The organism is Mucilaginibacter humi, assembly GCF_013087555.1.
Genome location: NZ_JABFCR010000012.1, coordinates 19,091 through 43,513 on the forward strand (window position 1 = coordinate 19,091; position 24,423 = coordinate 43,513).

General features: G+C 44.0%; 28 protein-coding genes and 6 pseudogenes. 5 read left to right on the plus strand and 29 right to left on the minus strand.

The genetic code is table 11. The annotated features are described in order from the left end of the window. Nucleotides 1-9: 9 nt before the first annotated feature. The 4 genes from HK413_RS03895 to HK413_RS16625 form a co-directional block, all read right to left on the minus strand. Nucleotides 10-504: a tetratricopeptide repeat protein gene (locus HK413_RS03895; protein ID WP_175269208.1), complete on the minus strand. Its 495-nt coding sequence runs from the start codon at nt 502-504 to the stop codon at nt 10-12. Further along, a complete protein-coding gene (locus HK413_RS03900) occupies nt 486-1,298 on the minus strand; it encodes a serine hydrolase domain-containing protein (RefSeq protein WP_175269209.1) in 813 nt (270 codons plus the stop codon). Before HK413_RS03900 ends, HK413_RS03895 begins: the two co-directional genes overlap by 19 nt. 138 nt (nt 1,299-1,436) lie before the next feature. After that, nucleotides 1,437-2,000, minus strand: a complete 564-nt coding sequence (locus tag HK413_RS03905) for a metallophosphoesterase family protein (protein ID WP_246229720.1) — start codon at nt 1,998-2,000, stop codon at nt 1,437-1,439. A 70-nt stretch (nt 2,001-2,070) separates the two neighbouring features. After that, complete coding sequence (locus HK413_RS16625; RefSeq protein ID WP_246229712.1) at nt 2,071-2,286, minus strand: hypothetical protein; 216 nt, start codon at nt 2,284-2,286, stop codon at nt 2,071-2,073. A 149-nt stretch (nt 2,287-2,435) separates the two neighbouring features. Between HK413_RS16625 and HK413_RS03910 the strand changes: the two genes are divergently transcribed. Further along, on the plus strand, nt 2,436-2,681 hold the full coding sequence (locus HK413_RS03910) for a hypothetical protein (protein ID WP_175269210.1): 246 nt from the start codon (nt 2,436-2,438) through the stop codon (nt 2,679-2,681). Between the two features lie 14 nt (nt 2,682-2,695). Next, on the plus strand, nt 2,696-4,006 hold the full coding sequence (locus HK413_RS03915; RefSeq protein WP_175269211.1) for a hypothetical protein: 1,311 nt from the start codon (nt 2,696-2,698) through the stop codon (nt 4,004-4,006). Here the strand turns inward: HK413_RS03915 and HK413_RS03920 are convergent. The 21 genes and pseudogenes from HK413_RS03920 to HK413_RS20665 all read right to left on the minus strand — a co-directional run bounded on the left by HK413_RS03920 (nt 3,901) and on the right by HK413_RS20665 (nt 19,625). Next, nucleotides 3,901-5,142: a DUF6786 family protein gene (locus HK413_RS03920; protein WP_175269212.1), complete on the minus strand. Its 1,242-nt coding sequence runs from the start codon at nt 5,140-5,142 to the stop codon at nt 3,901-3,903. The two genes, HK413_RS03915 and HK413_RS03920, sit on opposite strands and share 106 nt — an antisense overlap. Nucleotides 5,143-5,170: 28 nt before the next feature. Continuing rightward, entirely contained in the window at nt 5,171-5,617 is a 447-nt protein-coding gene (locus HK413_RS14750; protein ID WP_217452044.1) for a fumarylacetoacetate hydrolase family protein, read from the minus strand. Between the two features lie 140 nt (nt 5,618-5,757). Further along, nucleotides 5,758-6,000 carry a hypothetical protein gene (locus HK413_RS14755; RefSeq protein WP_217452045.1) on the minus strand — a complete coding sequence of 81 codons (243 nt, stop codon included), beginning with the start codon at nt 5,998-6,000 and terminating at the stop codon, nt 5,758-5,760. Between the two features lie 3 nt (nt 6,001-6,003). Continuing rightward, the gene (locus HK413_RS14760; protein ID WP_217452046.1) at nt 6,004-6,540 is read right to left on the minus strand and encodes an aldehyde dehydrogenase family protein; all 537 of its coding nucleotides are present in this window, start codon (nt 6,538-6,540) and stop codon (nt 6,004-6,006) included. Then, the gene (locus HK413_RS03930) at nt 6,519-7,565 is read right to left on the minus strand and encodes an aldehyde dehydrogenase family protein (protein ID WP_217452047.1); all 1,047 of its coding nucleotides are present in this window, start codon (nt 7,563-7,565) and stop codon (nt 6,519-6,521) included. Before HK413_RS03930 ends, HK413_RS14760 begins: the two co-directional genes overlap by 22 nt. 16 nt (nt 7,566-7,581) lie before the next feature. Next, nucleotides 7,582-8,583, minus strand: coding sequence for a GH116 family glycosyl hydrolase (locus tag HK413_RS19300; RefSeq protein ID WP_317169268.1), 1,002 nt, complete (start codon nt 8,581-8,583; stop codon nt 7,582-7,584). Then, nucleotides 8,522-9,241: a non-lysosomal glucosylceramidase gene (locus tag HK413_RS19305; protein WP_262886780.1), complete on the minus strand. Its 720-nt coding sequence runs from the start codon at nt 9,239-9,241 to the stop codon at nt 8,522-8,524. The genes HK413_RS19300 and HK413_RS19305 overlap by 62 nt, the downstream gene beginning before the upstream one ends. A gap of 129 nt (nt 9,242-9,370) precedes the next feature. Beyond that, nucleotides 9,371-9,796, minus strand: coding sequence for a GH116 family glycosyl-hydrolase (locus HK413_RS14775; RefSeq protein ID WP_317169263.1), 426 nt, complete (start codon nt 9,794-9,796; stop codon nt 9,371-9,373). An 8-nt stretch (nt 9,797-9,804) separates the two neighbouring features. Next, complete coding sequence (locus HK413_RS14780; protein WP_217452049.1) at nt 9,805-10,155, minus strand: hypothetical protein; 351 nt, start codon at nt 10,153-10,155, stop codon at nt 9,805-9,807. An 82-nt stretch (nt 10,156-10,237) separates the two neighbouring features. Further along, nucleotides 10,238-11,176, minus strand: a complete 939-nt coding sequence (locus HK413_RS03940; RefSeq protein WP_217452050.1) for a glycoside hydrolase family 172 protein — start codon at nt 11,174-11,176, stop codon at nt 10,238-10,240. Then, nucleotides 11,161-11,352 (minus strand): hypothetical protein, encoded by a 192-nt coding sequence (locus tag HK413_RS14785; RefSeq protein WP_217452051.1) that lies wholly within the window; start codon nt 11,350-11,352, stop codon nt 11,161-11,163. Before HK413_RS14785 ends, HK413_RS03940 begins: the two co-directional genes overlap by 16 nt. 178 nt (nt 11,353-11,530) lie before the next feature. Then, a complete protein-coding gene (locus HK413_RS03945; RefSeq protein ID WP_175269213.1) occupies nt 11,531-12,427 on the minus strand; it encodes an AraC family transcriptional regulator in 897 nt (298 codons plus the stop codon). Nucleotides 12,428-12,504: 77 nt separating this feature from the next. Then, on the minus strand, nt 12,505-12,993 hold the full coding sequence (locus tag HK413_RS22585) for a golvesin C-terminal-like domain-containing protein (RefSeq protein ID WP_449406787.1): 489 nt from the start codon (nt 12,991-12,993) through the stop codon (nt 12,505-12,507). Between the two features lie 21 nt (nt 12,994-13,014). Further along, nucleotides 13,015-14,505: pseudogene (locus tag HK413_RS21940) on the minus strand (FAD-dependent oxidoreductase); the annotation flags it as partial. 57 nt (nt 14,506-14,562) lie between these two features. Beyond that, nucleotides 14,563-15,345, minus strand: a pseudogene (locus HK413_RS03955) (SDR family oxidoreductase). Nucleotides 15,346-15,491: 146 nt separating this feature from the next. After that, nucleotides 15,492-16,322 carry an amidohydrolase family protein gene (locus HK413_RS03960; protein ID WP_175269214.1) on the minus strand — a complete coding sequence of 277 codons (831 nt, stop codon included), beginning with the start codon at nt 16,320-16,322 and terminating at the stop codon, nt 15,492-15,494. Beyond that, nucleotides 16,309-17,165 (minus strand): annotated as a pseudogene (locus HK413_RS03965) (fumarylacetoacetate hydrolase family protein). The gene HK413_RS03960 and the pseudogene HK413_RS03965 overlap by 14 nt, the downstream one beginning before the upstream one ends. Before the next feature lie 233 nt (nt 17,166-17,398). Next, a complete protein-coding gene (locus HK413_RS03970; RefSeq protein WP_175269215.1) occupies nt 17,399-18,163 on the minus strand; it encodes an SDR family NAD(P)-dependent oxidoreductase in 765 nt (254 codons plus the stop codon). 5 nt (nt 18,164-18,168) lie between these two features. Beyond that, a pseudogene (locus HK413_RS03975) lies at nt 18,169-18,500 on the minus strand (L-rhamnose mutarotase). After that, on the minus strand, nt 18,466-19,449 hold the full coding sequence (gene gluP / locus HK413_RS03980; protein ID WP_317169270.1) for a glucose/galactose MFS transporter: 984 nt from the start codon (nt 19,447-19,449) through the stop codon (nt 18,466-18,468). The pseudogene HK413_RS03975 and the gene gluP overlap by 35 nt, the downstream one beginning before the upstream one ends. Beyond that, nucleotides 19,419-19,625 carry a hypothetical protein gene (locus HK413_RS20665; protein WP_317169271.1) on the minus strand — a complete coding sequence of 69 codons (207 nt, stop codon included), beginning with the start codon at nt 19,623-19,625 and terminating at the stop codon, nt 19,419-19,421. The genes gluP and HK413_RS20665 overlap by 31 nt, the downstream gene beginning before the upstream one ends. A 373-nt stretch (nt 19,626-19,998) precedes the next feature. On the opposite strand from HK413_RS20665, the gene HK413_RS20670 reads away from it, so the two are divergent. Further along, on the plus strand, nt 19,999-20,241 hold the full coding sequence (locus tag HK413_RS20670) for a LacI family DNA-binding transcriptional regulator (protein ID WP_317169265.1): 243 nt from the start codon (nt 19,999-20,001) through the stop codon (nt 20,239-20,241). A 14-nt stretch (nt 20,242-20,255) separates the two neighbouring features. Continuing rightward, entirely contained in the window at nt 20,256-21,005 is a 750-nt protein-coding gene (locus HK413_RS03985; RefSeq protein ID WP_317169272.1) for a substrate-binding domain-containing protein, read from the plus strand. Between the two features lie 34 nt (nt 21,006-21,039). On the opposite strand, the pseudogene HK413_RS03990 reads toward HK413_RS03985, so the two are convergent. Further along, a pseudogene (locus HK413_RS03990) lies at nt 21,040-21,648 on the minus strand (glycoside hydrolase family 76 protein); the annotation flags it as partial. A 54-nt stretch (nt 21,649-21,702) separates the two neighbouring features. Continuing rightward, complete coding sequence (locus HK413_RS03995) at nt 21,703-22,182, minus strand: hypothetical protein (RefSeq protein WP_175269216.1); 480 nt, start codon at nt 22,180-22,182, stop codon at nt 21,703-21,705. 196 nt (nt 22,183-22,378) lie between these two features. On the opposite strand from HK413_RS03995, the gene HK413_RS04000 reads away from it, so the two are divergent. Next, nucleotides 22,379-22,759 (plus strand): hypothetical protein, encoded by a 381-nt coding sequence (locus HK413_RS04000; RefSeq protein WP_175269217.1) that lies wholly within the window; start codon nt 22,379-22,381, stop codon nt 22,757-22,759. A gap of 243 nt (nt 22,760-23,002) precedes the next feature. On the opposite strand, the gene HK413_RS04005 is transcribed toward HK413_RS04000, so the two are convergent. Then, a complete protein-coding gene (locus tag HK413_RS04005) occupies nt 23,003-23,353 on the minus strand; it encodes a hypothetical protein (protein ID WP_175269218.1) in 351 nt (116 codons plus the stop codon). Between the two features lie 23 nt (nt 23,354-23,376). Further along, nucleotides 23,377-24,423, minus strand: a pseudogene (locus tag HK413_RS04010) (hypothetical protein); the annotation flags it as partial.

Below are 24,423 nucleotides of genomic sequence, written 5' to 3' on the forward strand. Positions count from 1 at the left end.
CTAAACAGTTTATTTAGCCAATTGCTGTAATATACCTACGGCATTTTTATTGTTTGGGTCGATGGCAACCGCTTGCTTATAGTTGAGCTGCGCATTTGGCTTATCCTGTTTTTTTAGATAAGCTTCGCCTATCAATTCGTAGCCATAGGCTATGTCTGCTGGCTTTGCTTTAAGCGCTACCGCCATTTGAAACACTTTTATAGCATCGTCAAACTTATTACGGCGCAAAATATATTTACCTGTACTTATCAGATCACCTATCTCAAACGTAAAATCATAGCTATCCTGGTGATTGGCTTTTAAATCCCGGTAATATGCCAGCCCCTTGTCTGCATTGGCCAGTACCTTGTCACGAATCTCGAGATAGACCGACTTTTTGGGAACACTAACCGGCTGATTTGCGAGTGCGGAAAAAATAGCGTTTTTAATTCCGTCTACCTTCATTTGCTGATTGTTGGTCATCATCACTACAGTCAGGTCGCGTTTCAGGTCACTGTAAAGCAAGGCCTCGTAATTGCTGTTTGACCCCGGTGCCGGTGCCACGCCATATCATTACTAAATCCAACCGTACCTATGCTGCTTTCACCGTTAGGGAAGTTGTAGGCCAGCTGAGTAAATGAAGCTTTGTTGAGCAATTTGTTCTGATTAAGGGCTACCGACCATTTGTAAAGATCCCTTGCAGTCAGCCTCACCCACCCTGTCATATTTTGGATGTACGGCGAGTTTTTAAAATTCTGATCGAAGGCCATGGCCATTTGGGGATCATCGGGCGATAAATCTACTACAGCTCCATCCATCCCTAATGGTTTAAATATGTTTTGGGTGATATACTCCTTGTAGGTTTTACCGCTTACCTTTTCTACTATGCGCATTTGCAGGTAAACATTGTAATGGTTATAGATATAGGCCGTACCCGGTTCAAACTGCAAGGCTTTAAGCGAGTGTAGGTTAGCATTGATCAAGCTGTCGCCTTCGGTAGCTAAGGGCGCAAAGATGGGGATCCCGCTGGTGTAAGTGAGCAGGTGCCGGATCTTTACTTTTGCGGCCCACGGCGGCAGGTCAGGCAAATATTTATTTATGGGGTCGTCCAGACTAAGCTGTCCGCGTTGTTGCAACAACATAATTGCCGCGCCGTTAAACTCTTTACTAACTGATCCGATATCAAATTTAAAAGCCGGTGTAAGCATCTTGTTTTTGCTGCCATCCGCATAACCCGGGGAGTTTTCATAGATGATCTTCCCTTTTTGGGCCACCAAAATATTACCATTAAATATGCCGCGCGAATTCGCCAGTTGCATGATGGAATCAAGTTTGCTTTTAACTTCTTTTTGTGCGTAGGTGCACACCGAAAAAGTGTAAGCAGAATAACTATTCGTAATTTTTTATTCATTATAGGGTGCTAAGATGTACTAAAAGACACCTATAATCAAAAATGGTTACAACTTATTCGTATTCAATATTGGGTTTTGGCTGGCGTTAACCTGGTAGGTAGTTATTTTATTATCAGGTGTTACCTCTACTATGCGGTAACCTTTATAATCTGTACCCCAACTGCCGCCAAAATGCGAGTCGAAAAGGTGTGGCAATTTGCCGGTATAACGGATGCCATCCAGGCTATGATCATGTCCATGAAATACCGCTTTAATATTGGCATAGCTATGTAACAATGCAACTATTTCCGGGCAATCAACAAACGTTCCTTTCTCTTCAGGGTTCCATATATGCGGCGCGATGTGCAGGATAACGAATACCATCTTTTTATCTTTATAGGCATCTAACGATGCCTTCATGAAATTATAATCAGGGCATACATAGCCGCCTTTGGTGTCGGCCGTATTGGCAAATACAAAACCGATATCACCTTTATCAACCACATGTTTATCCTCATAGCCAAACACACCTTTCCATACGGCAGCGTCAGCAAAATCGTGATTGCCTGGTATCGTATAATATGGCGCAGGAAGTTTATCAAGGTAGGTTTCCTTTACTTTTTTAAGCAGATCAGGGCGGTTATGTACCGGTCGCCGTTGATAATTACCATATCTAAATGATTATCGGCATGCTCTTTATTTAACCATTTAACCGGTCACCATAAAACTTATCCGAATCTGTATCGGGCTGTGCATAATGCCCATCAGACGCTATAGCAAAACGTAATTTAAATTTTTCGGCGTTAGCATGTCTTACGGGCCGGGCTTCGTTAGCGAACGAATTGATAGCCGGCAATAAATTAAGGCTCACTGCGCCTATAACTCCTGTTTTTATAAAATTACGTCTGTTGCTCATGTTTGATTAATTGATTATCAAGGTAAAAATATCTTTTATATATTAAATTAGTTTTAAGTCGGGCAAAAAAATAAAAGATGTAACAATTGAGCGACCTGTGCTTAATTGAGTGCGGATGATATAAATTTACTTTACCAATTATTTATAGCTTGAAAAATCACTCTTACTATACCCGCGTATTAACATTTTTTGGGGCGATAATTTTCTTGATGTCGCCAACTAATATACATGCCCAACAACAACCTGGCGTTGTTACTATAACTATCGATCTGAAACAAAAAGGCCCACAAATACCTAACGACTTTACAGGTTTAAGTTTTGAAACCGGCAGCGAACGCATTGGCAACGCAGGTGTAAAGGGATATTTTTTGATGCCGGTAATAAGCAGGTTTTAACGCTATTTAAAGAAATGGGCATTAAACACCTGCGCGTAGGTGGCGGCTCAGTTGATATTAAAACTATTGAGCCTACGAAGACAGATATCGATCATTTTTTTGGCTTCGTAAAAGCTGCTGGTGTTAAAGTACTTTACTCTTTCCGTTTGCTTAATGGCAATGCCATTGTAAATGCAGGTATAGCCAAATATATCTGGAGTAAGTATGCTTCGTATATAGATTGCTTCTCCATTGGCAATGAACCCGATTGGCGTTCATACCATCAAACCGATCCCGAAATAACAGATTATCCATCCTATTACAAAAAATGGAAACGGTTTCAAAAAGCCATACTGGATTCTGTGCCGGCTGCAACCTTTACCGGGCCCGAAACCGGCAGTAATTACCCGGTTGCTGGTGCAAAAAACACTAATTATAATAATAAGTCGTGGACGGTAAATTTTGCTGATGATGAAAAAGGGTCGAAACTGATAAATTATGCCTCGCTTCATAATTATGCGGCACAGGACGCACCGGGTAATAGCGTTGAAAGCCTGGTAGAAAAAATGTTGTCGCCAAATATGGCTAACGCCAATTTCCCGGCTTTGTATGAGGCAGATATTATTCCTGTACTAAAAGCCGGTTTTGACTATCGGATAACAGAATCAAATAGTTTTAGTGGTGATGTTGCGGGCGGCAGTAATAGTTTTGCGGCTGCTTTGTTTGCTTTAGATTATATGCATTGGTGGGCGGCACATAATGCCTCAGGTGTAAATTTCCATAATAAACAGTGGGTCAAAAACGCGCCAATATATAAAGACGCTGATGGTAGTTTCAATACCTACCCTATTGGCTACGGGATAAAAGCATTTAATATAGGCGGGCATGGTACCGTACAGCCTGTTATTGTTACCAATCCCGAAGGAATAAACTTAACAGCTTATGCAGTAAGAGCTGCCAACGCCTTATACATCACCATTATTAATAAGTCCTATGGCGAGGGCGCAAAAGATGCAAAGGTTACTATCAAAGCATTACGCGCCGGTAATAGGATAGCAACTATGTCCCTTAACGCAGCGGGCAATGACGTTACCGCACTAACAGGCGTAACATTAGGTGGTTCCGCTATCAGTAACAGCGAACAATGGCAAGGAAAATGGACACCGCTAAAAACAAAAAAGCCGGCAACTGCATTATACAGGTACCGGCTTCGTCTGCCATTATTGTTAAGATCAATTAATTATTTAAACACTCCTTCCACATCAGCTAACGAAACACCTAATACCTTTTGGGCAATACTGTTCAACGCTGCCTTATCTCCTGTAAAGTGGAATACTTTATGCTGATGCTGCAGCTTACCGCCCGGTTTTAAAAACGCGGCCGGCGATACACTTTCAATTTCGTAAAACGGCCCCATCTGGCTGCCATTTGCTAAAGGCCCGTCGTTGTAGGAGTTTACCGCATCGCCGCTTAGTGGCTCGCGATCGGTGCGCCATTCCTGGTTCAGGTACAGGCCGTTATTATCAATATCAAATTTGGCAATGGTAAGCACATTGTTCTCAGCATCATAACTGCCAATTACCGGCATGGCACGTTTTGGGGTAATACCCAGTTTACCGCGCGATTTACCATCAGCCTTAAAATACAATACATTGTTTTTATAGCTGATCCTATCGGCGGGTATCTGGCCGAAGTAATCGGTAGTAGCGATCTTAGCTGTCTTTGCATTATTATACGGAATTATGATCACCACCTTTGGCGATGGCGTAAACATATCCGGGTTCCACATGCAAGGCGCGCCGGTGTTTTGTGTCCACTCGATAGTACCGGCATTAGTAAGGCTATTATCAGTTTTAAAGCCCACTGCTTTAGTTTCGGGTGCTAGCTTAACACCAAGGTCGTTTTCAATTGTAGCATTGTCTAAAATGGCTATATCGCGGTCTACTTTAATTTTAAGTTGCGTACCGGCATAGTTAATCAGGTCCATATCTTTTGTTAACGATACCTTTTTAGTATCCGACGAAACCACCTTCCACGCCTCGGTATCAAATGCTTTTGGGGTATGCCAATACGGGAACTCCATTTTTGTGCCGGGCTTAAAAAATAATGAGAATTTGCCACCCTCAGGCCCTAACCACAAGCGATCCTCGCTGCCATAAGCATTCATGTGCGAATCAGTGTCCGCAGCAAACGTTTTATAATTGATCCAGCCAAAGCTGCGTCCTTTTAAACCATCAGCCGTAGATGTAAAAACCTTACCACGGTATTTTGCCGATACAATGATTTGCGCCAGCCCATCTTCATTTTTTAATACCAATACGCTGTCGTTCTTCTTTAGGAAATCAAGATCGTACCCATAAGTACCTTTTGCATAAGTTGCCGAATCAGCGGTTCCTGCATCCTTTTTCCCCTGCATCTGGCAGGATGATATCATTGCAGCAATACCAATTACTGCCTGTATTAATTTCAATTTATGGCTCATATTTAGGTTTATATTGGTTATTACTTAATCAATTGTAAGCAACGGTGTTGGTCAAAGTTCCTATCCCATCAATAGCAATTTCAACAACATCGCCGGGTTCTAACGTAAAATCGTTTGGCGGAACCAGGCAGGTACCCGTCATCAGGTAGCATCCGTATGGAAAACTTAGTTCGCGAAACAGGAACCCAGCCAATTCATCTAACGATCGTTTCATTCTGGACAAAGGAGTTGTACCCTCGTAAAGCGCTTTCTCTCCGCGTTTTATGGCTATGCTGATATTGGTTTCCTGACTTATCGGCGCGTCAATAACATACAAACATGGACCAATAGCCGCGCTCTTATCATAAGTTTTCGCCTGTGGCAGATAAAGGGCATTTTCGCCTTCAATGCTGCGCGAACTCATATCATTACCAATGGTATAACCCTGAATACTTCCTTTCGAGTTGATAAAAAGCGTTAACTCAGGTTCGGGCACGTTCCGGCGGAATCTTTACGAATAGCAACCTCCTGCCCATGGCCAACCACGCGCCAGGTGCCGACTTAAAAAAATTTCCGGCCGCTCGGCATCATACACCCTTTTGTAAAGGTCGGACCCGCCCGAAGTTTGCGACTCTTCTACCCGTGCGTCCCGGCTTTGCAGGTAAGTAACACCTGCCGCCCAAACTTCCCGGTTTGCAATAGGCGGCTGCAATTCATCCTGCCGGTATCGCCGGTAATTTGTTCGGCGGTTTTAGTTTGGGTTAATAGATAGTTATACAATCCGTCCCGGTTTATCACCTCATCCCATTGCTGGTTAAGTTTATAAACCGAAGCCTCATCCTGTAAAAAAACGCCCTTTATTGTTTTATATAGCTTCATTGATTAAGCAATTTTATCTTTAGATAATTCACCATCCACTTTGCGCCAAATTTGCAGCGGGTTATCATTTTGCAATTCGGGTGGTAATAGCTCTTGCGGGAAATTCTGGAAACAAACAGGCCTTGTATACCTGTATATAGCCTGCGAGCCAACCGATGTGGAACGGCTGTCTGTTGTTGCCGGGTACGGGCCGCCATGCAGCATAGCGTGCGTAACTTCTACCCCTGTTGGCATATTGTTTATCATTAACCGCCCGGCTTTTTCTTCCAGGATATTAAATAAGCCGCCGAACTCAGCCACATCAGCTTTATTCGCCCAGATACTGGTGGTTAATTGCCCGGGGATCTGTTCGGCAATTTTTAATAGTTCAGCAACATCTTCGGCAATTACATGTATCGCTACCGGACCAAAATGTTCCTCGAACAAAGCTTCATCTTTTAAAAAGTCTGCACCTGATATGGTAAATGCCTGCGGAACAGCTTTACCTTCATCCCCATTAACACCAACACCAATCGACTTTAACGCCGGATGGTCTGACAACTGGTAATACCCTTACAATACGAATTAAAAATAGCATCCGTAAGCATCGAGCCACCAGTGGCCTCGGCTAACGATAAGCTGTATTGAGATAAAAAGTGTTCGGTTTCCGTACCTTTTATCAGCAGCACAATACCCGGGTTAGTACAAAACTGGCCGACACCCATTGTATTTGAGGTAACTAATGCCTTAGCAAGGCCTATTGAATCCTCCTTTAGTTTGCCGGGCAATAAAAACACAGGGTTTACACTGCCCATTTCGGCATATACTGGAATAGGTTCATCGCGTTTGGCAGCCAAATCAAACAACGCCCTGCCACCTGCTAATGAGCCGGTAAAGCCAACAGCTTTAACTAACGGATGCGTTACCAATGCCTTGCCCGATTCGGTGGTTTTTCCATGGATCAGGGAGAAAACTCCATCAGGCATTCCGGTTTTCCTTGCCGCCTCTACAATGCAGTTGGCCACCAGCTCTGATGTTACCGGGTGGCCGAAATGCGCCTTGAAAATAACCGGGCATCCAGCTGCAAGGGCCGAAATAGTATCGCCACCGGCAACAGAAAACGCGAACGGAAAATTGCTTGCGCCAAATACTGCTGTAACGCCCAGCGGCCTCGCCATCTGGCAAATATGGGGTTTAGGTAATGGCTGCCTGTCGGGCTTCGCGGTATCAATTATGGCGTTTACCCATGAGCCCTCTTTTAGCAAATCGGCAAATAGTTTTATTTGATTAACGGTGCGGTCTATCTCGCCATTCAACCGGGCCTGCGGTAAATGGGTTTCCTGCATACCACTTTCTATCAGCACCTCGCGGATGTTATTGATCTCTGTCGCGATAGCCTCTAAAAACTTAATCCGGTCTGCCGTTGGTAATAGTTTATAAGCTTTGAATGCTGAGGTAGCTTTCTTCGCAGCCTGATCGACATTAGCTGCCGATGCTTCTTCAAACGTGTGTTGGCCTGATGTGAATGAACCGGCATTACTGTCGGCCTTTGTGTAGCCTATAATTTGTTTTCCTGTAATTTCCATAAGTAGTTTGCGGATGTTAACCCAATTTCTTTATCGCCCCCGAAACGATCACTTTATTAACCGGGATAGTACCGTATGCAATATTTAACGACGGCAGACCTGCTTTAAGCGTCACGGTTCCAAATCCGCTTGCGGTAGACAGAAAGCTGGTAAAATCGCCAACCTTCGAATCTATATGCAGTTCTTTGCTTACCGCATCATAACGTACGCCGGTTAGCCCTTCCAACATTCCATAACTCGCCATTGCGCGGGCATACCAGTGGCCGCATTCGTATTCGTTAAACGGGTTACGTACCTCACCATCATACCTGTCGCGGCAAGCGCGTACAATGTCCAGCCCTTTTTGCACCTCGCCCATTAACATCAGGTGCGATGCTACCCGGTACTCTATCCCTGTCCAAACCTCGTTACTGTAAACAAATGGCAGCGACAGCATGCCGCCCTGCGGCCATGAGCATAGCAATAAACCAGCCTCATTACCTATGGCAAACGTTGGTCGTTGCGGGTTAGAATGTTCGTGCAGGTTGGTTTTAAAATTATGCTGATGAACAGCTTTTAAATGATTCCTGATTTTAGCGGCATCAAACGGATCAGGCAAACCACACATCCGCGATAGCCAGCCACCCATTACGCCATCTGATAGCACACCCGTACCATACTGGTATTTTGGCCCTTCTTTCTCTAATAAGGCCAATGCTTCAGGCGTATATTGCAATCCGAACGATTGTACTTTAGTCGGATCGGGGGCTTGCAGGCCTTTCCATTTAATTTTCTGCATAAAGTACTGGCCGTTGTAGAGGTTGTTTTCCATATAGGAACGACCTTTGGAATATAGCGTTTCATATCGCTGCATATCCTTACCCAAATACTTACCCATAGTTATTAACGAATTTAATGCACCCGGGTAAAAACTGGTGGCAAAACCCGTAGGCCCCCAAAATTCGATATCGTAGGTATTATGATGCGGCTCCTGTATAACACCGGTGCCTGTCGGATCCCGAGGTTTTGATACAGTAATCTAAACTGGCTTGCACTTTGGGGTAGATACTTTTTAACCATTCGTTATCGCCACTAACGCGCCACTCGCGGTACACTTTCATGATGCCGCCCAACTGGCCGTCAGACGCTGCATGGAAATTGTGCACTACCCGCGTAATTGGCAAATTAGAGCGAAACATCTGGTGTCCGTCGGCATTTTGACTTTCATTAAATTCGGTATCGCGTAAGCTGCGCTCTAAATTTGGGAACAAATGCGATACCGCCTGTGCGTAGTTCCAAACGTGCGTACATGAGCCATGACAGCTGCCGAAGTAATCGCCACAACCTTCCCAACACCAAAACCGGCCATCATACTGACGCAATACTGTGGGTGATTTTAATATAGTGAGATTAGCCGCTACCGCCTCCACAACTTCGGTAGGTAGTGTGCTTTTATAAAACGAATCGGTAAATAGTTTGGTTTTCTTTCGCAGATCGGTATAATTACCATCCCAATAAGCTGCAACCTCTGCTATGTTTTTAAACCTGCTACTGTACCGGGGCTTATGATATTTTAAGAGCGGATCTTTATCAACCCTTTCCTTTTCGGATGGATCAAGATCGCCCGGGTGCATCTTGGTATTGGGTACATACCAGGCCATCATCAATCTAACTGTTTTTTCCTGCCCCGGCTTCAGGGTAAACGGAACAAATAAGGACGCACCCTGCGCATCTGCAACCGGGGGGTACTTTTCACCCCGGCATCTGGATTGTTTTCCATGCCATGGTCAACCCATCGAACCAGCCACCCCTAAACCAACAATGATCTACCACTGTAGCATCATCGTCAGTATATATGGCAAAATCGGCTTGTTTCTGCGGATCGGCTTCAGTACCATCAACAGAAATAACAAAACCGTTCTTAATTGCTTTAACTGTGTTTTTGTAGCCGGTTGATTTAAAAAATGCCGGCTGCTATAAGAGAAAACACATTCTTCTGTCTTTGTACTGTTGTTCTTAAAATGATATTCTAAGCCGCCAACCGGTAAACTGGAGTTATCTTCATCCGTAGGGATAAATGGGCTCCAGCCTTTGATCTGTATAGCTAAAGGCACGTCCTTGTCCTTCAAGGTGATATCAGCGAAAGGGAAACGTGCCGAAAAATCAGCAGTTTCAAAACGCGGTAGGCCCCGGGTAGCACCCGGCCCACCAAGGGCTGAATCGTGCTGTCCAAACTTTTTCCGTGCCGGCACTTTACTCTCTAAAACTTTAGCCCCGTTTTTATACCTTTTATGCTGATAGCAGCAAACATGGCAGGTTCATGAAACATCTCGGGGTTGTGACGTACTGACATGTGCGAGATAGCGCCGGTACCCTCCAAACAAAACATACCCGCGCCTATGCCACCTATAGGGAAAGCTACCCGGTTGTTGTACTTACCGGTATAAGGCGCATTGTACTTGCGCTTACCTGTATCGGCAACTTTACTCTCAGTCCCAACTTCCGCCTCCTTCCTGTTAAACGCTTTTACGCTTCCAACAGGTAAAAATGCAGCCACACCCCCAACCCCGATATTCCTGAGAAATACACGCCGTCCCGATTGATCTTTCATAAAGACAGTTAATTGATCTCTAAATCGTCTTTGGCCGGTAATTTTGGATAAGGTGTATGAGCACCGTCCTGGTACCAAAATGCTACGGATATGATGTCTGAGTGCTGTGCCGGTACCTTCCGCCCGATTTCCAGCCCAAATCTCGGATGGTAACTTTCAGGTCCTTATCAAAACGGATAGGGTCCTGGATATGCCACCTGTACATGCCAAAGCGCTGCCGTATCTGGTAATGGCCATCGCCTTTTATTACCTGTGGCATCCCGGTGTATGGCGTGGAGAACTCGGTATAATTAACTTCTTCTACACCGGCCGCATTCTTTTTACGTGTATCAAAATCATATGATCCGCAGAAATAATCCTCGGTACCTGTACCAACTATAGTAGCAAAATCGGTATCGCCATCCATAAAGAATTTTATCTCGCCTTCGCCCCACCAGCCGTTGTTATTTACATCAAGCCCCATATAAGTGCCTACATATTGGCCCTTACCTTTTATACCGTCAACTATAGTATAAAGACCGCTATCACCATGTTTTGATTTACGGAATTGTGCATGCAGGTAGCCCTCGTCGGCGCCAACTTTGGTTAAAGTATAGTCAACCCGGTAATAAAGGCTCATTTGTCTGTCATCCAGATTTTGCATGGTGATACGACATTTTTTGCGGAAAGGCATTTTCCAATAGCAGTTAAATGCGCTGCCCGGGTTAACCGTTACAGGTAATGAATTTAACGGCGAATAAGCGTTCCAACCCATACCGAAGAAAGCACCGACAGGGCATTCAATAGAGGGTTCGGTTTCGTCGTCCCAATAAAAACGCAGGATGGATAAGCGCCAGTTACCCGTAGGTGTCATCCAGATATGTTGTACAGCACCGGGGCCGGTCATTTCGGCAATAGTGATGGTTTCGCCGGCGTTAATTAAAATATATGGGTTAACCTTCCAGCCTATACCCAGATCTCGTGCGGCATTGGTGGCATTGGCAACGTTACGTTTGCCTTTATCTTTTACCGGATCGGCCATGCCGCCTTTACCTTTTCACCGGTAAAGTTTTCAGGGCTGATAGATCGGGTTTTGGCATCTGATAATCTTGATAATGTACCAAGGTTCATGTCAAGGCCGTTAAATTTTTCGTTTTGCTGCCCAAAGCATTTAAAAATAAGCAAAAAGCAGGCAAGACTAAGGGTTAACTTTTTCATTGTTTAGCAGGTTTTAATAATTGGTATAATAGTTTACGGGGTGGTTTAAAGCCCGGATAGTTGGTTATCAGCCTCCAATATTGGAATTTAACATGAAGTAAAGAAAAAAATCACAATTTTTCCATTTCAAAACGGGAAACGTTTTAAACATCTTGTTTATACAAGTTAAATACAGTTATTAGCCTGCTATGCTTTGTTTTGCTCCGTTATTATTTACCGGGAACTTACTTTGATAACCCAGCGGGGTTTTGCCGGTTACACTTTTAAATGCGGAGTGGAAGCTGGAGAAGTTGTTAAACCCGCTCTCGTAACAGATCTGTTTAACGTTTACACTATCTTCTATCAGCAATTTACAGGCATGGCCTATGCGGATCTCGTTGATAAATTGCGAGTATGTTTTTTGCGTCTTAAGCTTAAAATAGCGGCAGAAAGAGTTGGGGCTAAGATTGGCTATCCCTGCAATTTCTTCTAATAGGATCTTGCTTTTAAAGTTAGCGAACGAGTATTCGCAGATCGAGTTGATACGGTCCTTATCAGCCTCCTCAAAATTTTGGCGGAACCCTAACGATGCCAGCACTTTCTTTTCGGGGCACTCACTTATGGCAAGCAGGGTTTCCAGTAACAGTAATATACGGCGGGGGCCCTCGGTGGTCAGGATTTCCTGCATGTAGGCAGCTATCTTCTTTTTGGCAGGACCAAGAATTTGCAGACCGCGGGTGGCGCTGTCAAGCGTGGCTTTTATGGTTTTGTTTTCAGGCAGGTTAAGAAAGCTGTCACCTAAGAAGTTATCGTAAAAATGCATTACGGTGGCGAAGGGTTGTGAGCCGTCCGATTCTAATTCCGCTTCATCATACTTCCAGTAATGCGGCAGGTTCTTGCCAACAAGTACCATATCGCCGGGGCCGAAGATCTTAATATTATCGCCTACAAACTGCGTACCCGATCCGCGGTGAAAGTATACCAATTCCAGCTCAGGATGATAATGCCAACGGTTATTAACATTTGGCGACATATCACGCCGCGCATTAAACGAGTGTACAATTTCGCTGGTAACTTTTAGTAACTGGGGTTTCATTTTGGTTTATTACACCAAATATTCATATAATAAACCTAATTAGCAATAGTGATGGTAAAATAACTTACTAACAGTTATCAATTTTCGGCAACGAGCAAAACAGCATCAGCTACAATTGCACCATCAGCCCCTTTGTTGGTTACCTGTACATAGGCATTTTTTCCTGCAGGAAATTGGTTCACACCTAATGACACCCATTCACCCTGCGTTTGGCCAACTACCTGTACATCGTTTTTATTTATGGTTTTGGTGATGACGTTTTGCCCGTCTGAGATCTGGATCTGCGTCAGCAGTGAGGCACGGGATACTTTTGGAATATAAATGTAAACATGGTACTTACCGGCATGTTTAACTTCCGGGGTGAACTTAATTGCTGATGGGGTAGACTTAGCCGTATCCGGGTAAAACGACGGGCCATAACCGCCGGCGGTTTCGCGTCGCCATGGGCCTGTTTTGGTTATATGTTCGGCATCATCATTATCAACCAATATTTCGGCAGTGCTGTGGTCAACTAAAGGGTTATTTTTCAGTTCGGCCTGCAGTTGTTTAATATCTACTTGCTGCACACCGGTCTTTTTATCAATAGCCTGGCTGGCCGCTACCGCTGCCGATTGAGCTAACACCATAAACACCGGCTCCATCCGTATAGACCCGTAAGCCATATGGCTGGCCGATAAACAAACGGGAACCAATAAGTTATCGCACTCCGCTTTTTTAGGGATGATAGAACGGTAAGCCACCGGGTACGGACTAATACCACGCAATTGCACATCGCCCTCATTTTTTACCATACCGTTTAACACAATACGTTCGGCGTTGTGGCTGTCCATGTTATAAGCGCCCATGCCTACGCCATCTTCAACCACTTCTTTGCGCAGGCAATTGGCCTCGGTCATTACGTAGGCACCAACCATTCTCCGGCTTCGCGTACATACATTTGCGGGCTGAAGTTGCCGTTGTTGGTATATTCGTCTTTAGGGTATCCCCATTTCAGCATCTGGTTACGCAGGTGCTCAGGCATGCGCGGATCATGACCAATAAAGTAAAGAAAACCTTTGGTATAAACTTCGTGCGCCTTAGTTATGGCCGCGCGGGTCGCGTAATCGCCATCGGGGTAAGCATAGTTCATGCCTATCATATCCGTACTAAACGGACCGTTGTTATTGATATCCGTTTTATGATTTGGCATCATATCCGGCTTCAGGAACGTGCTCCAATCCTTTGCGGGTTTGGCAGCAAGATATCTTAACAATAATTCGTAATGGGTAGAGTCGTAACCTTCAGGCCGGGTTATTTCAACCTTATTGGCCGGATCATTAGTTAAACATAACCTGAAATTATACGACTGGATCTTTTTATCGCCGCTGCCAATTGGCGCCATCGTTTTAGGGCTTATCCCCCAAAGCAAGCCGCTTTCCGGCTTACCCGGAATTTTATAAGGGTCGATTCCATCCGGAAACTGGTGCCCTTCCCTGATTTGCACGCCATTAACTGTTTCGTTATAAACGCTGTTTGCTTCGCGGCCGGTGGTATAGCTTACGCCTGCCTTCGCCATCAGGTCGCCCTCGTACGTACAATCAATAAACTGGCTGGCCGCTATGGTTTGTGTTTTTGACGATGGGTTTAAGGAATTCTCTAACTCGATGGCCGTAATGTGTTTACCTGTCTTTATTACTTTTCGTAACCGGTGTTATAGATCACCTTGACGTTACCCCGCTTGATATAATCAAGGAAAATAGCCTCTGCAACTTTAGGCTCAAACGTCCATTGTTCAAATCTGCCGTAGTGTTGGCCTATGCGGCGGTAAAAATCGCGCGCCAAACCTGTAACCACATATTTATTGCCGATATCAGTATAACCTAATCCCCCGTTGACAGGCCGCCAAGGCGGTTGCCAGGTTCGATCAGTACAACGCTCTTATTCATTTTAGCAGCCGTATACGCGGCAATAACGCCTGCGGATGTTCCACCATAAACGCAGATAGCTATTGATGATGCGGGATTAGGTTTTGTTTGTGCATTGGCTAAACCTAACCATAAAGTTAACGCGATAAATGTCGAAGTTATGTATCTGTACATTTTTTGCAGGAATAATTGGTACTACAAAAATGCTATAAATAATTACAACCGCAACAACTACTGTATCACCCTATCCAAATGCGTATAGCCGCCATCTACATGAATTAACTGACCGGTTGTATGGCTTGATGCTGATGATAACAGGAACACCACCATATTGGCAATCTCTTCGGCCGTCGTCATGCGGTGTTCAAGCGGGATATTTTTTACAATGTCTTTTAGTTTTTCTTCAGGATTTGGCATGCCGGCTATATAGGCTTCATAAAGCGGTGTCCAGCACTCGGCTACAATCACAGCATTTACCCTTATTCCGTAAGGTAAAAGCTCCACAGCCCATTCGCGGGTAAGCGCGTTACGGCCACCATTGGCAGCAGCGTAAGCCGATGTATTGCCCTGCCCTGTCTCGGCCACCTTCGAACCAATATTTACAATATTTCCTTTAGATTTTTTTTAGTTCTGGCAACGCGTTTTGCGCCATCAGGTAATAATGAGTTACGTTGCGGTGCAGGCTTCGTACAAAATCGTCGTAATTGCCTTTTTCAAGTCCTACGCCATCATTAACCCCGGCGTTGTTAATCAGGCCTTCGATGCGGCCAAATTTGGCTACAACGGCTTCTACGGCTTTCTTACAATCATCAGGGTTGGTCAGTTCGGCAACTACCGGAACGACTCAAATCCATGCGACGCCAGTTCATCAACCACCTTTAAATTATCTTCGGCACTGCGGCCCACTATCACCGGGATAGCGCCCTCGTTAGCCAATACTTTTACAATGCCCTCGCCAATACCTTTGGCACCGCCGGTTACTATTATTACTTTATTTCTTAACTGCAGATCCATGATATACTATTTTTATAATTGGTTATTATTAAAGAGCGCTGTCACTCTGAGCGCGTCGAAGAGTCGTGCGAAAAGGCCTTTGCCCGCTATCCTTCGACGGGCCCAGGATGACAGCCGCGTTGAGCCTCCGACAAAATTGTTTGTTGTTACAATCCATAAAACTTTGCCGCGTTATCACCCCAAAATTTACTTTGTTCTGTAGCAGATAATTTAGCTAAGTAGGTTTCAGGGATACTCAACATCTCGCCATAAGTTGCCGCAACGCGGCATACCGGCCAGTCCGACCCGTACATTACCCTGTCCGTACCAAATGCCTCAAACACCACATCCATATAAGGCACAAAATCTTCGTATTTCCATTTCTTCCAGTCGGCTTCGGTAACCATGCCTGATACTTTGCAGCTCACATTTTGATTTTGGGCGATGGCTTGCATATCCTTTGCCCATTGATCGATATCGCCACTTTTTATATCTGGCTTTGCTAAATGATCTATCACAAAAGGTTGATCAGGAAATGCCGCCGCGAACTCGTTTGTAAAACCTAACTGATCGGTATAGATCAAGATATCATAGGTATAGCCAAACTGCTTCAACTTAGCTATGCCGTTTTTAAAATCAGCATTTAACATATAGGCCCTATCGGCTTCGCCCTGCAAAATATGGCGGAAGCCTTTTAGTTTATCAAACTGCTTATAGTAAGCCAACCTGTCTTCAACGTTTGCTGATTTAAAATCAACCCAACCTACTACACCTTTAACAAAGTCATTGTTCATAGCCTGCTCTAACAGGAAATGATTTTCGGTTTCGGTTTGATCCGCCTGTACGGCAATACAGCCGTTAAAGCCGTATTCGTGTAATATGGGCTCAAGATCTGCCGGCAAAAAATCCTGCCGGATGATCTCCATATCATCATTGATCCAGCTGTGTGCTACCGGGTCGTAGTTCCAAAAGTGTTGATGCGAATCAATTCTTGGCATATGCTTTTAACACTTGTTTTTGCTCACCCAAGCCATCAATACCTAACTCCATAACATCGCCGGGTTTTAAATAAACAGGTGGCTTAAAGCCCAACCCAACACCCGCAGGCGTACCGGTTGATATGATATCGCCGGGTAACAGCGTCATGAATTTACTTACGTAGCTTATAACAGTAGGCACATCAAATATAAAATTGCTGGTATTGCCATTCTGCATTAGCTGGCCGTTTACTTTTAGCCAAAGGCGCAGGTTGTTGATATCGCCCAGTTCATCAGGAGTTGCCATAAACGGGCCCATTGGCGCAAACGTATCGCAGCCTTTGCCTTTGTCCCGGTACCGCCGCGCTCCAACTGAAACTCGCGTTCCGACACATCGTTATGTAAAACATAGCCGGCAACATAATCCAAGGCCTCAGCCTTGCTAACATAGCTTGCTTTTTTGCCGATAACCACAGCCAGCTCAACCTCCCAATCGGTTTTAACAGAATCCTGCGGAATGACAACATCATCATTAGGGCCAACCAAAGCAGTGGTCGATTTCATGAACAGCACCGGCTCGGCAGGTGGCGTGGCACCGCTTTCTTTAGCATGATCGGCAAAATTTAACCCGATACACAGGATCTTTGACGGCCTTGCAAACGGGCTGCCCAAACGTTCGCTATCGGCCACTTTTGGCAGTTTGCCTTCGTTAGCACTTAGGAATTTTTCAAGTCGTGCTAATCCGTCAGTCTCAAAAAACTGTTCGTTATAGTCTTCGCCAAAGGCGGATGTATCGTAATTGGTACCGTTAATAATTACCCCTGTTTTTTCTGCGCCCGGGTTTCCCCATCTTATTAGTTTCATTGTAGTTGTGTTTTCGTCCCACCCTAAATCCCTCTCAAAAGAGAGGAACTTCGATGCAGGGATTTATATTTAATTCTGTTTATTTTCCTGTATACCTCCCTCTCTTTTTGGAGGAGTCCTTCGTACAAAGGTGAAGGACTTCATGCAGGATTAATAATTATGTTTTACTTATGTATGGTATTATATTATCATTTCATTCAACTCCCTCTCCTTTGAAGCAGGCGGGGGTGACATTAATTATTCAATTTCACAAATCCCCCATCCAGTAAATAATCGCAGCCGGTTACAAAACCAGCCTCATCGCTGCATAAATACAGCGCCAGCGAAGCCACTTCTTCCGGCTTACCCATGCGGCCTATCGGTTGGCTTTTTGATAGCTTCTCAAACATTTCTTCCTCTTGCCCTGCATAGTTTTTGGCTATAAAACCATCCACAAACGGGGTGTGTACCCTTGCCGGGGATATGCTGTTACAACGAATGTTATCTGCCATATAATCGCGCGCTACGGATAGCGTCATGGCAGCAACCGCGCCTTTACTCATGGAATAAGCAAACCTACTGGTAATACCCACCACCGCGGCTATGGATGCCATATTTAAAATAACACCGCCGCCTTTTTGTTTCATCAGCGGGATTGCAGCAAAAAGTGAATTATAAACGCCTTTTACGTTCACATTAAATATGCGGGTAAAATCTTCTTCGCTGGTCGTATCGGCAACACCAATATGAGCTATGCCGGCATTGTTAACCAGGATATCAATTACACCTATTTCGTTGTAGGTTTTCACTATTTGTTGCTGATCGCTTACGTTACAGCTATAGCTAATGGCTTTGCCGCCATTATTTACTATCTGGTCTACGGTTTCATTAGCTGCATCGGCATTTAGTTCGATGATATGCACAAAGGCGCCCTGTGTGCCAAATAGTACGGATATCGCTTTTCCTATCCCGCTGCCACCACCGGTTATTACTACCGATTTTCCTTTTAAACTAAACATTGTATTTACTTCAGACTAAAAATTTTATTCATTAAAACCCATTTCTCGCCGAGCTTGGCACCGGGGATAGCTTGCTGGTATTTCCACATCAGCTGTTCCCATTCTGGACTTTTGGATTGGCAGCATCCATAGCTCCTTTTTTATCGAAGCTAAAATCAGCGCCGGTTTCCATGATCATAAACAGCCGGTTACCGAAACGGTAGATCTCCATATCGGTTATACCGCCACCCGTAATACTATCGTGGATCTCCGGCCAGATCTTCTCGTGGTACTTTTCGTACTCCGCAATTAGTTGCGGGTCGTCAACAAGGTCTAATGCTAAACAATATCTTGCCATAGTTAAACTGCTTTTTTATAACCTTATGTCCCTTTAAACCATAGTATAACACTACCACGAAACACAACAATGGAACGATATAAGCCATTTGGATACTACCTGTTTTATCAGATATCAAACCCATAAATAACGGTGCTACACCACCACCAATAATTGCCATAACCGGGAATGATGAGGCAATTTTTGTTTCCTCGCCCAAACCTTTAATGCCTAAAGCAAATATAGTTGGGAACATGATAGACATAAAGAAAGGCACTGCCATAACCGCGTATAAAGCAACACTGCCTTTGGTAGTTAAAGCCACAACTAATAATAATATGCTGATAGCCGAATAGATACTTAACAAACGCGCCGCGTCAATATACCGCATAAAGAAAGTTCCGGCAAAACGGCCAACCATAAAACCAACCATGGCTATTGTTCCCCATAAAAAGGCTGCTTCTTTCTCGGCAATATCTGCCACAAATTTTGAATAACGGATAAAGAAACTACCAACACCCACCTGTGCGCCAACATAAAAAAACTGTGCTGCAACGGCCCAGCCTACGTGTTTGTGTTTTAATACGGCTGCAGAAAACTCTGTGCCGGGTGCGTGGCTGTCAACCGCGCTATCGTCCTCTTTAACGTCAGGAAGTTTAGTGAAAACAAATAACAGGATCAATAAAATAACCAGGCCACCAATTACCGGGTAAGGAATTTTTACAGTATTTGCTTCTGATTGCAGATAGGCTGCCAATTGGTCTGGCAACATATTTTTCAGTTCGGCCGGAGTATGCTCAATGCCTGACAGGATAACCTGTCCGCCAATAATTGGCGCTACAAACGCGCCTACACCGTTAAATGATTGTGCAAAGTTTAGGCGTTGTGCCGATGTTTCTTTATCGCCCAACAGGGTTATATATGGATTAGCAATTGTCTCTAAAAAGTTGCCCCGCTGGCAATAATAAATAACGCCACCAAAAAGAACGTATAGCTATGCGCGTTTGCCGCGGGAATAAACAACAATGCCCCAATAGCATATAATATTAAGCCTACTATAATACCACTTTTGTAACTGTACTTATGAACGAATAAACCAGCCGGAACAGCTATTAAAAAATATCCCGGGTAAACCGCCGAATCAATAAATGATGATTGGGTATCTGTTAACTGGCAAGCTTTTTTAAATGGGGAATAAGTATGGGGTTAATGTTATGCAGGAATGCCCACAGAAAAAACAAGGAAGTCACCAAAATTAATGGGAACAGGTATCTATTTTTCGACATAATGAGGTATAGTTGGTTTATTATTGGTTATAGCAAAGAAAGCAGATAAACTCCATACAAAGTAATACTTATTAACTAAATATTGAGAGATTTTGGCATAAATCATTTAAAAAACGCGTTTAACCGGGTAATTAATAAACTATTTTTTATGCAATCGTTGCCGATTTAAACCTGATAGTTAAAGTGTTTTTAATAAACCGTATAATTGTCTTAGTTAACCATTCGGCCAAAAAATGTATAAACCGGCTACCATAAAAGATATCGCATTAGCGCTTAAACTTTCGCCCTCTACGGTGTCGCGGGCATTGCGCGATGGTTATGAAATAAGCACCGAAACCAAGAAACTGGTGATGGATTATGCCAAACAGGTTAACTACAAATCAAACCCCATAGCGCTGAGCCTTAAAAACAGGCGTAGCTATTCCATTGGTATTGTGGTACCCAAGTTGGCCAACAGCTTTTTTCGCAGGCGATAGCCGGTATTGAGTCGATAGCTTATGAGCGGGGCTATCATACTATTATCACTCAAACACATGATTCATCTGAGCGGGAACTGATCAATGTTAATCACCTGGCGCAACGGTCGGTTGATGGCTTACTGATCTCCATGTCGGCCGGGACCTCTGATTATAGCTTTCTGAAAACCTTGCATGAAGATGGATTGCCTATTGTTTTTTTCGACCGCATAATTGATGAAATCAATACATTTAAGGTAACATCGGATAATTTTGGCGGCGCTTATAAAGCAACCGAATCGCTGATTAAAGCGGGGCGTAAAAAGATAGCCTTGTTATCAAACGCGCCGCAGTTATCCATAACCAACGAACGTTTGGCCGGCTATATGAAAGCACTGGTTGATTACCATATTCCCTTCAGGACCGAGCTGATCCGCAATTGCAGTAAGGGCGGTAACGATTACCAGGAAGTTGAAGACGCGGTGAAAGACCTGCTGGCAAATGATAAACCCGATGCCATCTTCATCAGCAGCGACCGCATCAGCATATCCTGCATAAGAGCGCTTAAGAATTTAAATTTCGATACTAAAGAGATCGCTATAGCGGGTTTCTCCAACTCAGATGTGGTTGACCTGTTACAGCCTTCCCTATCCTACGTGAAACAAAAATCGTTCGAGATGGGACAGATAGCCGTTGAAATGCTTTTAAAACTGATAGAAAGTAAATACCCTATAACCGAGTTTGAAACCAGGGTGTTGGATACAGAGTTGCACCTGATCAAATAATATAAAAAAACCGGCTTTGGCAGCCGGCTTTGATCTATCCTTTTAAATTATACTTAGTCTCTAACCATGCATAGCGCGCCAGTATCTCCAGCAGTCCGCCATGATCAACCAGGTTTTTAACTTTGATGTTGCCCCTTCTATCCTTGCTGGTATACAGGCCTTTTTCGTTTTTATCGGCCGTTATGGTACCGTCCGGGCATTTTTTAAAGCCCATGATGTATTTAGTGTCTTTATTAAACTTTAACAGGTGCTGGTAGCCTCTTAACAACACAGCGTTGAACCAGTAATCATCCCTAAACTTCTCGCCGCCGTAAAAGAATTTAAGCGACGCGTCGGCAATAGCGTTGGCTTCGTCAAGGTATTTCTTGTCTTTGGTTATCTCATACAAATAAACGTACGCCTCTAACGGGGTACCGGTATTATATGACAGTATGCCTTTGTTAACCCGGCCGTCTTTGGTACGAATATTATCCCAATACAGCTTCTCCGGGGTTTGCAGTTTAGCATCTGTCCATTTTATAATCTTGATGGCTGTATCAAGGTACGCTTTGTTTTTGGTAGCCTGGTACATTTGCAGGGCCAACAGTGCGCCCGGTCCGTTTGAGCAGGTATTTTTGAACTCAGGTCGCCTTCTTTCCAGTAGATACCGCCACCCAAAACCTGGTCGTAGCCGGTCATGATGAAGTCGTACATATCCTTACCCGAGGTCAAAGTCTGCTTTCTTTTTGGTGCGGGTGTAGGCGTCAAGTGCGGTTATGCCTATCCATTCGTTATCATCATAGTAACGCTCGCCGGGTTGTAGCTTCATGATGTAATCGGTAAAACCACCATGCGGCGGAGCAGGGTTGTAATAAGCGTACATCAGCTTCAACATAGGCGCCATCAGGTTAGCTTTTGGCTCCAGCTTTTCTATTTCGTTTGCCGCACGGTACATGGCGCAGTATGACCATAAGTAAGTATACTGCCTTAGGTAGCCGTTCTTACGCTCGCGCTCGGCCGAATCAACCACCACAAAGTATTCGCCTGATGCCTTGTCATAAAAGTTGGTTTGAATAACCGCTTGCAAGGCTTTCATTTCCTTACGGTAATGCCCGTCAGACTTTACCTGTGCAACAGCCGTTGCAGCAAAGAATAGTGCTATTAAAGCCGGCAGTATGCCGCGTTTACTGATGATCATGGTTATTTAGTTTAATTGGTTATTTGGTGCTAAAGCTGCGAATTTTTTATGAATAGCCGGCTTACGTAACTGATTTTATACGCAAACGATTGCTCAATCGTACATAGTCGCCCGAAGTTATAAACCTCGGACAGCGGCAGGTATAAATGTATCCTATAGAATATTAATTATATTTACTTAACCAAATAAACCTTTTATGAAATCAAAATTAATGCTGTCTATTCTACTTTGTATTCTTATCTCAACAACAGTAGTTGCACAATCACAAAAGAAAGCTTCAAAACCGCTTAAACAAGGTGCGGCAAAAACCCTCAATACAGACCATATAGGAACATGGAAACTCGTCTCACAAAAAATCACGTATGATAATGGCCAAATCTTTTTGGGCGACAGTACTAATGTATTCCAACGTTTAATAATTACCCCTACTACTTGTGTTGTAATTGGTGAAGCGAAGATTCCGGACTATGACAACAAAAAATTAGCAATTTCGGTTGCCGGAGGGCACTACACCCTCATAGATGGCAAATACCGGTATCGATGCAGTTTGCATCCTACAAGGGATTTGAAACCATGAAAGTGGATTATAGACTAACCATAGAAAACGGTAAACTTCACATGGCAGGTACTGTTACCGATTCAAAAGTTACAATGTATGACGAATTGTATGCAAGAGGAGATTAGCCAAAGTACATCCCCGGCACACTGCTCCTCAGGGTCTTTTTCAAGAGACCCTGATGGGACGGGAAATTCACCATGCTATTATTGGGGGAAGTTTTATTATATGACTTGTTCATACCGATATAGTTTTCTTGACTGTTCAGGAAATTTTTGACTTGTTCAAATCAAGCCAATGTTTTTCTTCAAAAGCTATCTTTTCATTTATAGGATGATTTGCGTACTCCATAATAGTTTCAATACACTCATGCTTAATTTTCTTATCACTAACCTCGCACTCCAGAAGGATATGTGCAGCCCATAATGAAACAAAATATTGACTCTCCCTCAAGAAATATGAAAACTCTTTCGGTTGTCCATTTTCAATAAACATTTTTCCAATTTTTATCAAATAATTATAATCTTCGGTGTCGTAAAAAACCGGATTCGCAGGCGTTATGCCTTTAAAATAATTCTCTCTGCATTTCCAAAGAAACTGATCTCCTTGATTCATGTATTTTATATTTTTTTAACCTTCTACCACTCTAACCTAACCTTCACCCCATCCGGGCTATTTTCAAAACCAAGCAATATCGTCTTACTACCTGCATCCCATTGCTGCTTAGCTTCAATAGTTTTACCACTGGCATCGGTTACCGTAACCTTTTTAGGCTGTGCCGGCAGCAATACCCGCATTGCATTGGTAGTATTGAGCGGACTTTTAGCTACAAACGAGTAGGAGTTTTTACCCACCTGCTCATCATAGGCCCGTGCAGCTGTGGCCAATACCTGCGGGGTTTGTGGGTTGGGTGCTTTGTCTACATTATAAAAATAGCCCTGCTCGCCGGGGTTTATTTGTTTTTGGCTGATGATGGGAAGCGTTGGGTCGTACAGGTCTATCAGTTTGCCTTTGATAGTGTAAGGCGCTTTGCTTACGTTTTCGTCTAATACAGATACGATCTCGTACGGACCGCGGTTTAAATACAGGCTGTTTTTATACTGCACTTTTTGTTTGGTAAGTTGTGCGTACAAACTTTCTACTTTACTACGCAGCTCGTCGTCGCGGTCGCTTTCCATAACAAACTCTTTAGGGTCGCGGCGGATGATGCAGATCTTGCCTTTGCCCGCGGTATAAGTTCCGGCTTTTGGATTTGCAGGTAATCCCAGTTTGGCAAACAGGTCGTCGGCAGGGCATTTGTATTTTTTGCTGCCCTGGTTCCACCATTCCTGTACGGTTTGAAAAGGGTCATCATCACGGCCTGAATAAACGATGATACCGCCATTTTTAACCCATTTAGCCAGCTGTTGGTGGGCTGCTTCGGTTGGTGGTTTCATGTTCGAGTAACTCATCAACAGGATCTTTGTATCTGCCAAAGCTTTTGCATAACCTACATTCTCGATATGCACAATATCAACCGGCACCCCTCTTTTCAGGAAAGGTAAAGCCTCACCAAAAAAATTGGACAGCTGCGGGTCCATCAGCTTGTTGTTTGATGGTACACGGTTAAACATACCCGATGTTTCATAAAAGCTGCTGTAATAGGGATCGGCCCAGGCTTTGCCATCATCATGTGTCGGCAGGCG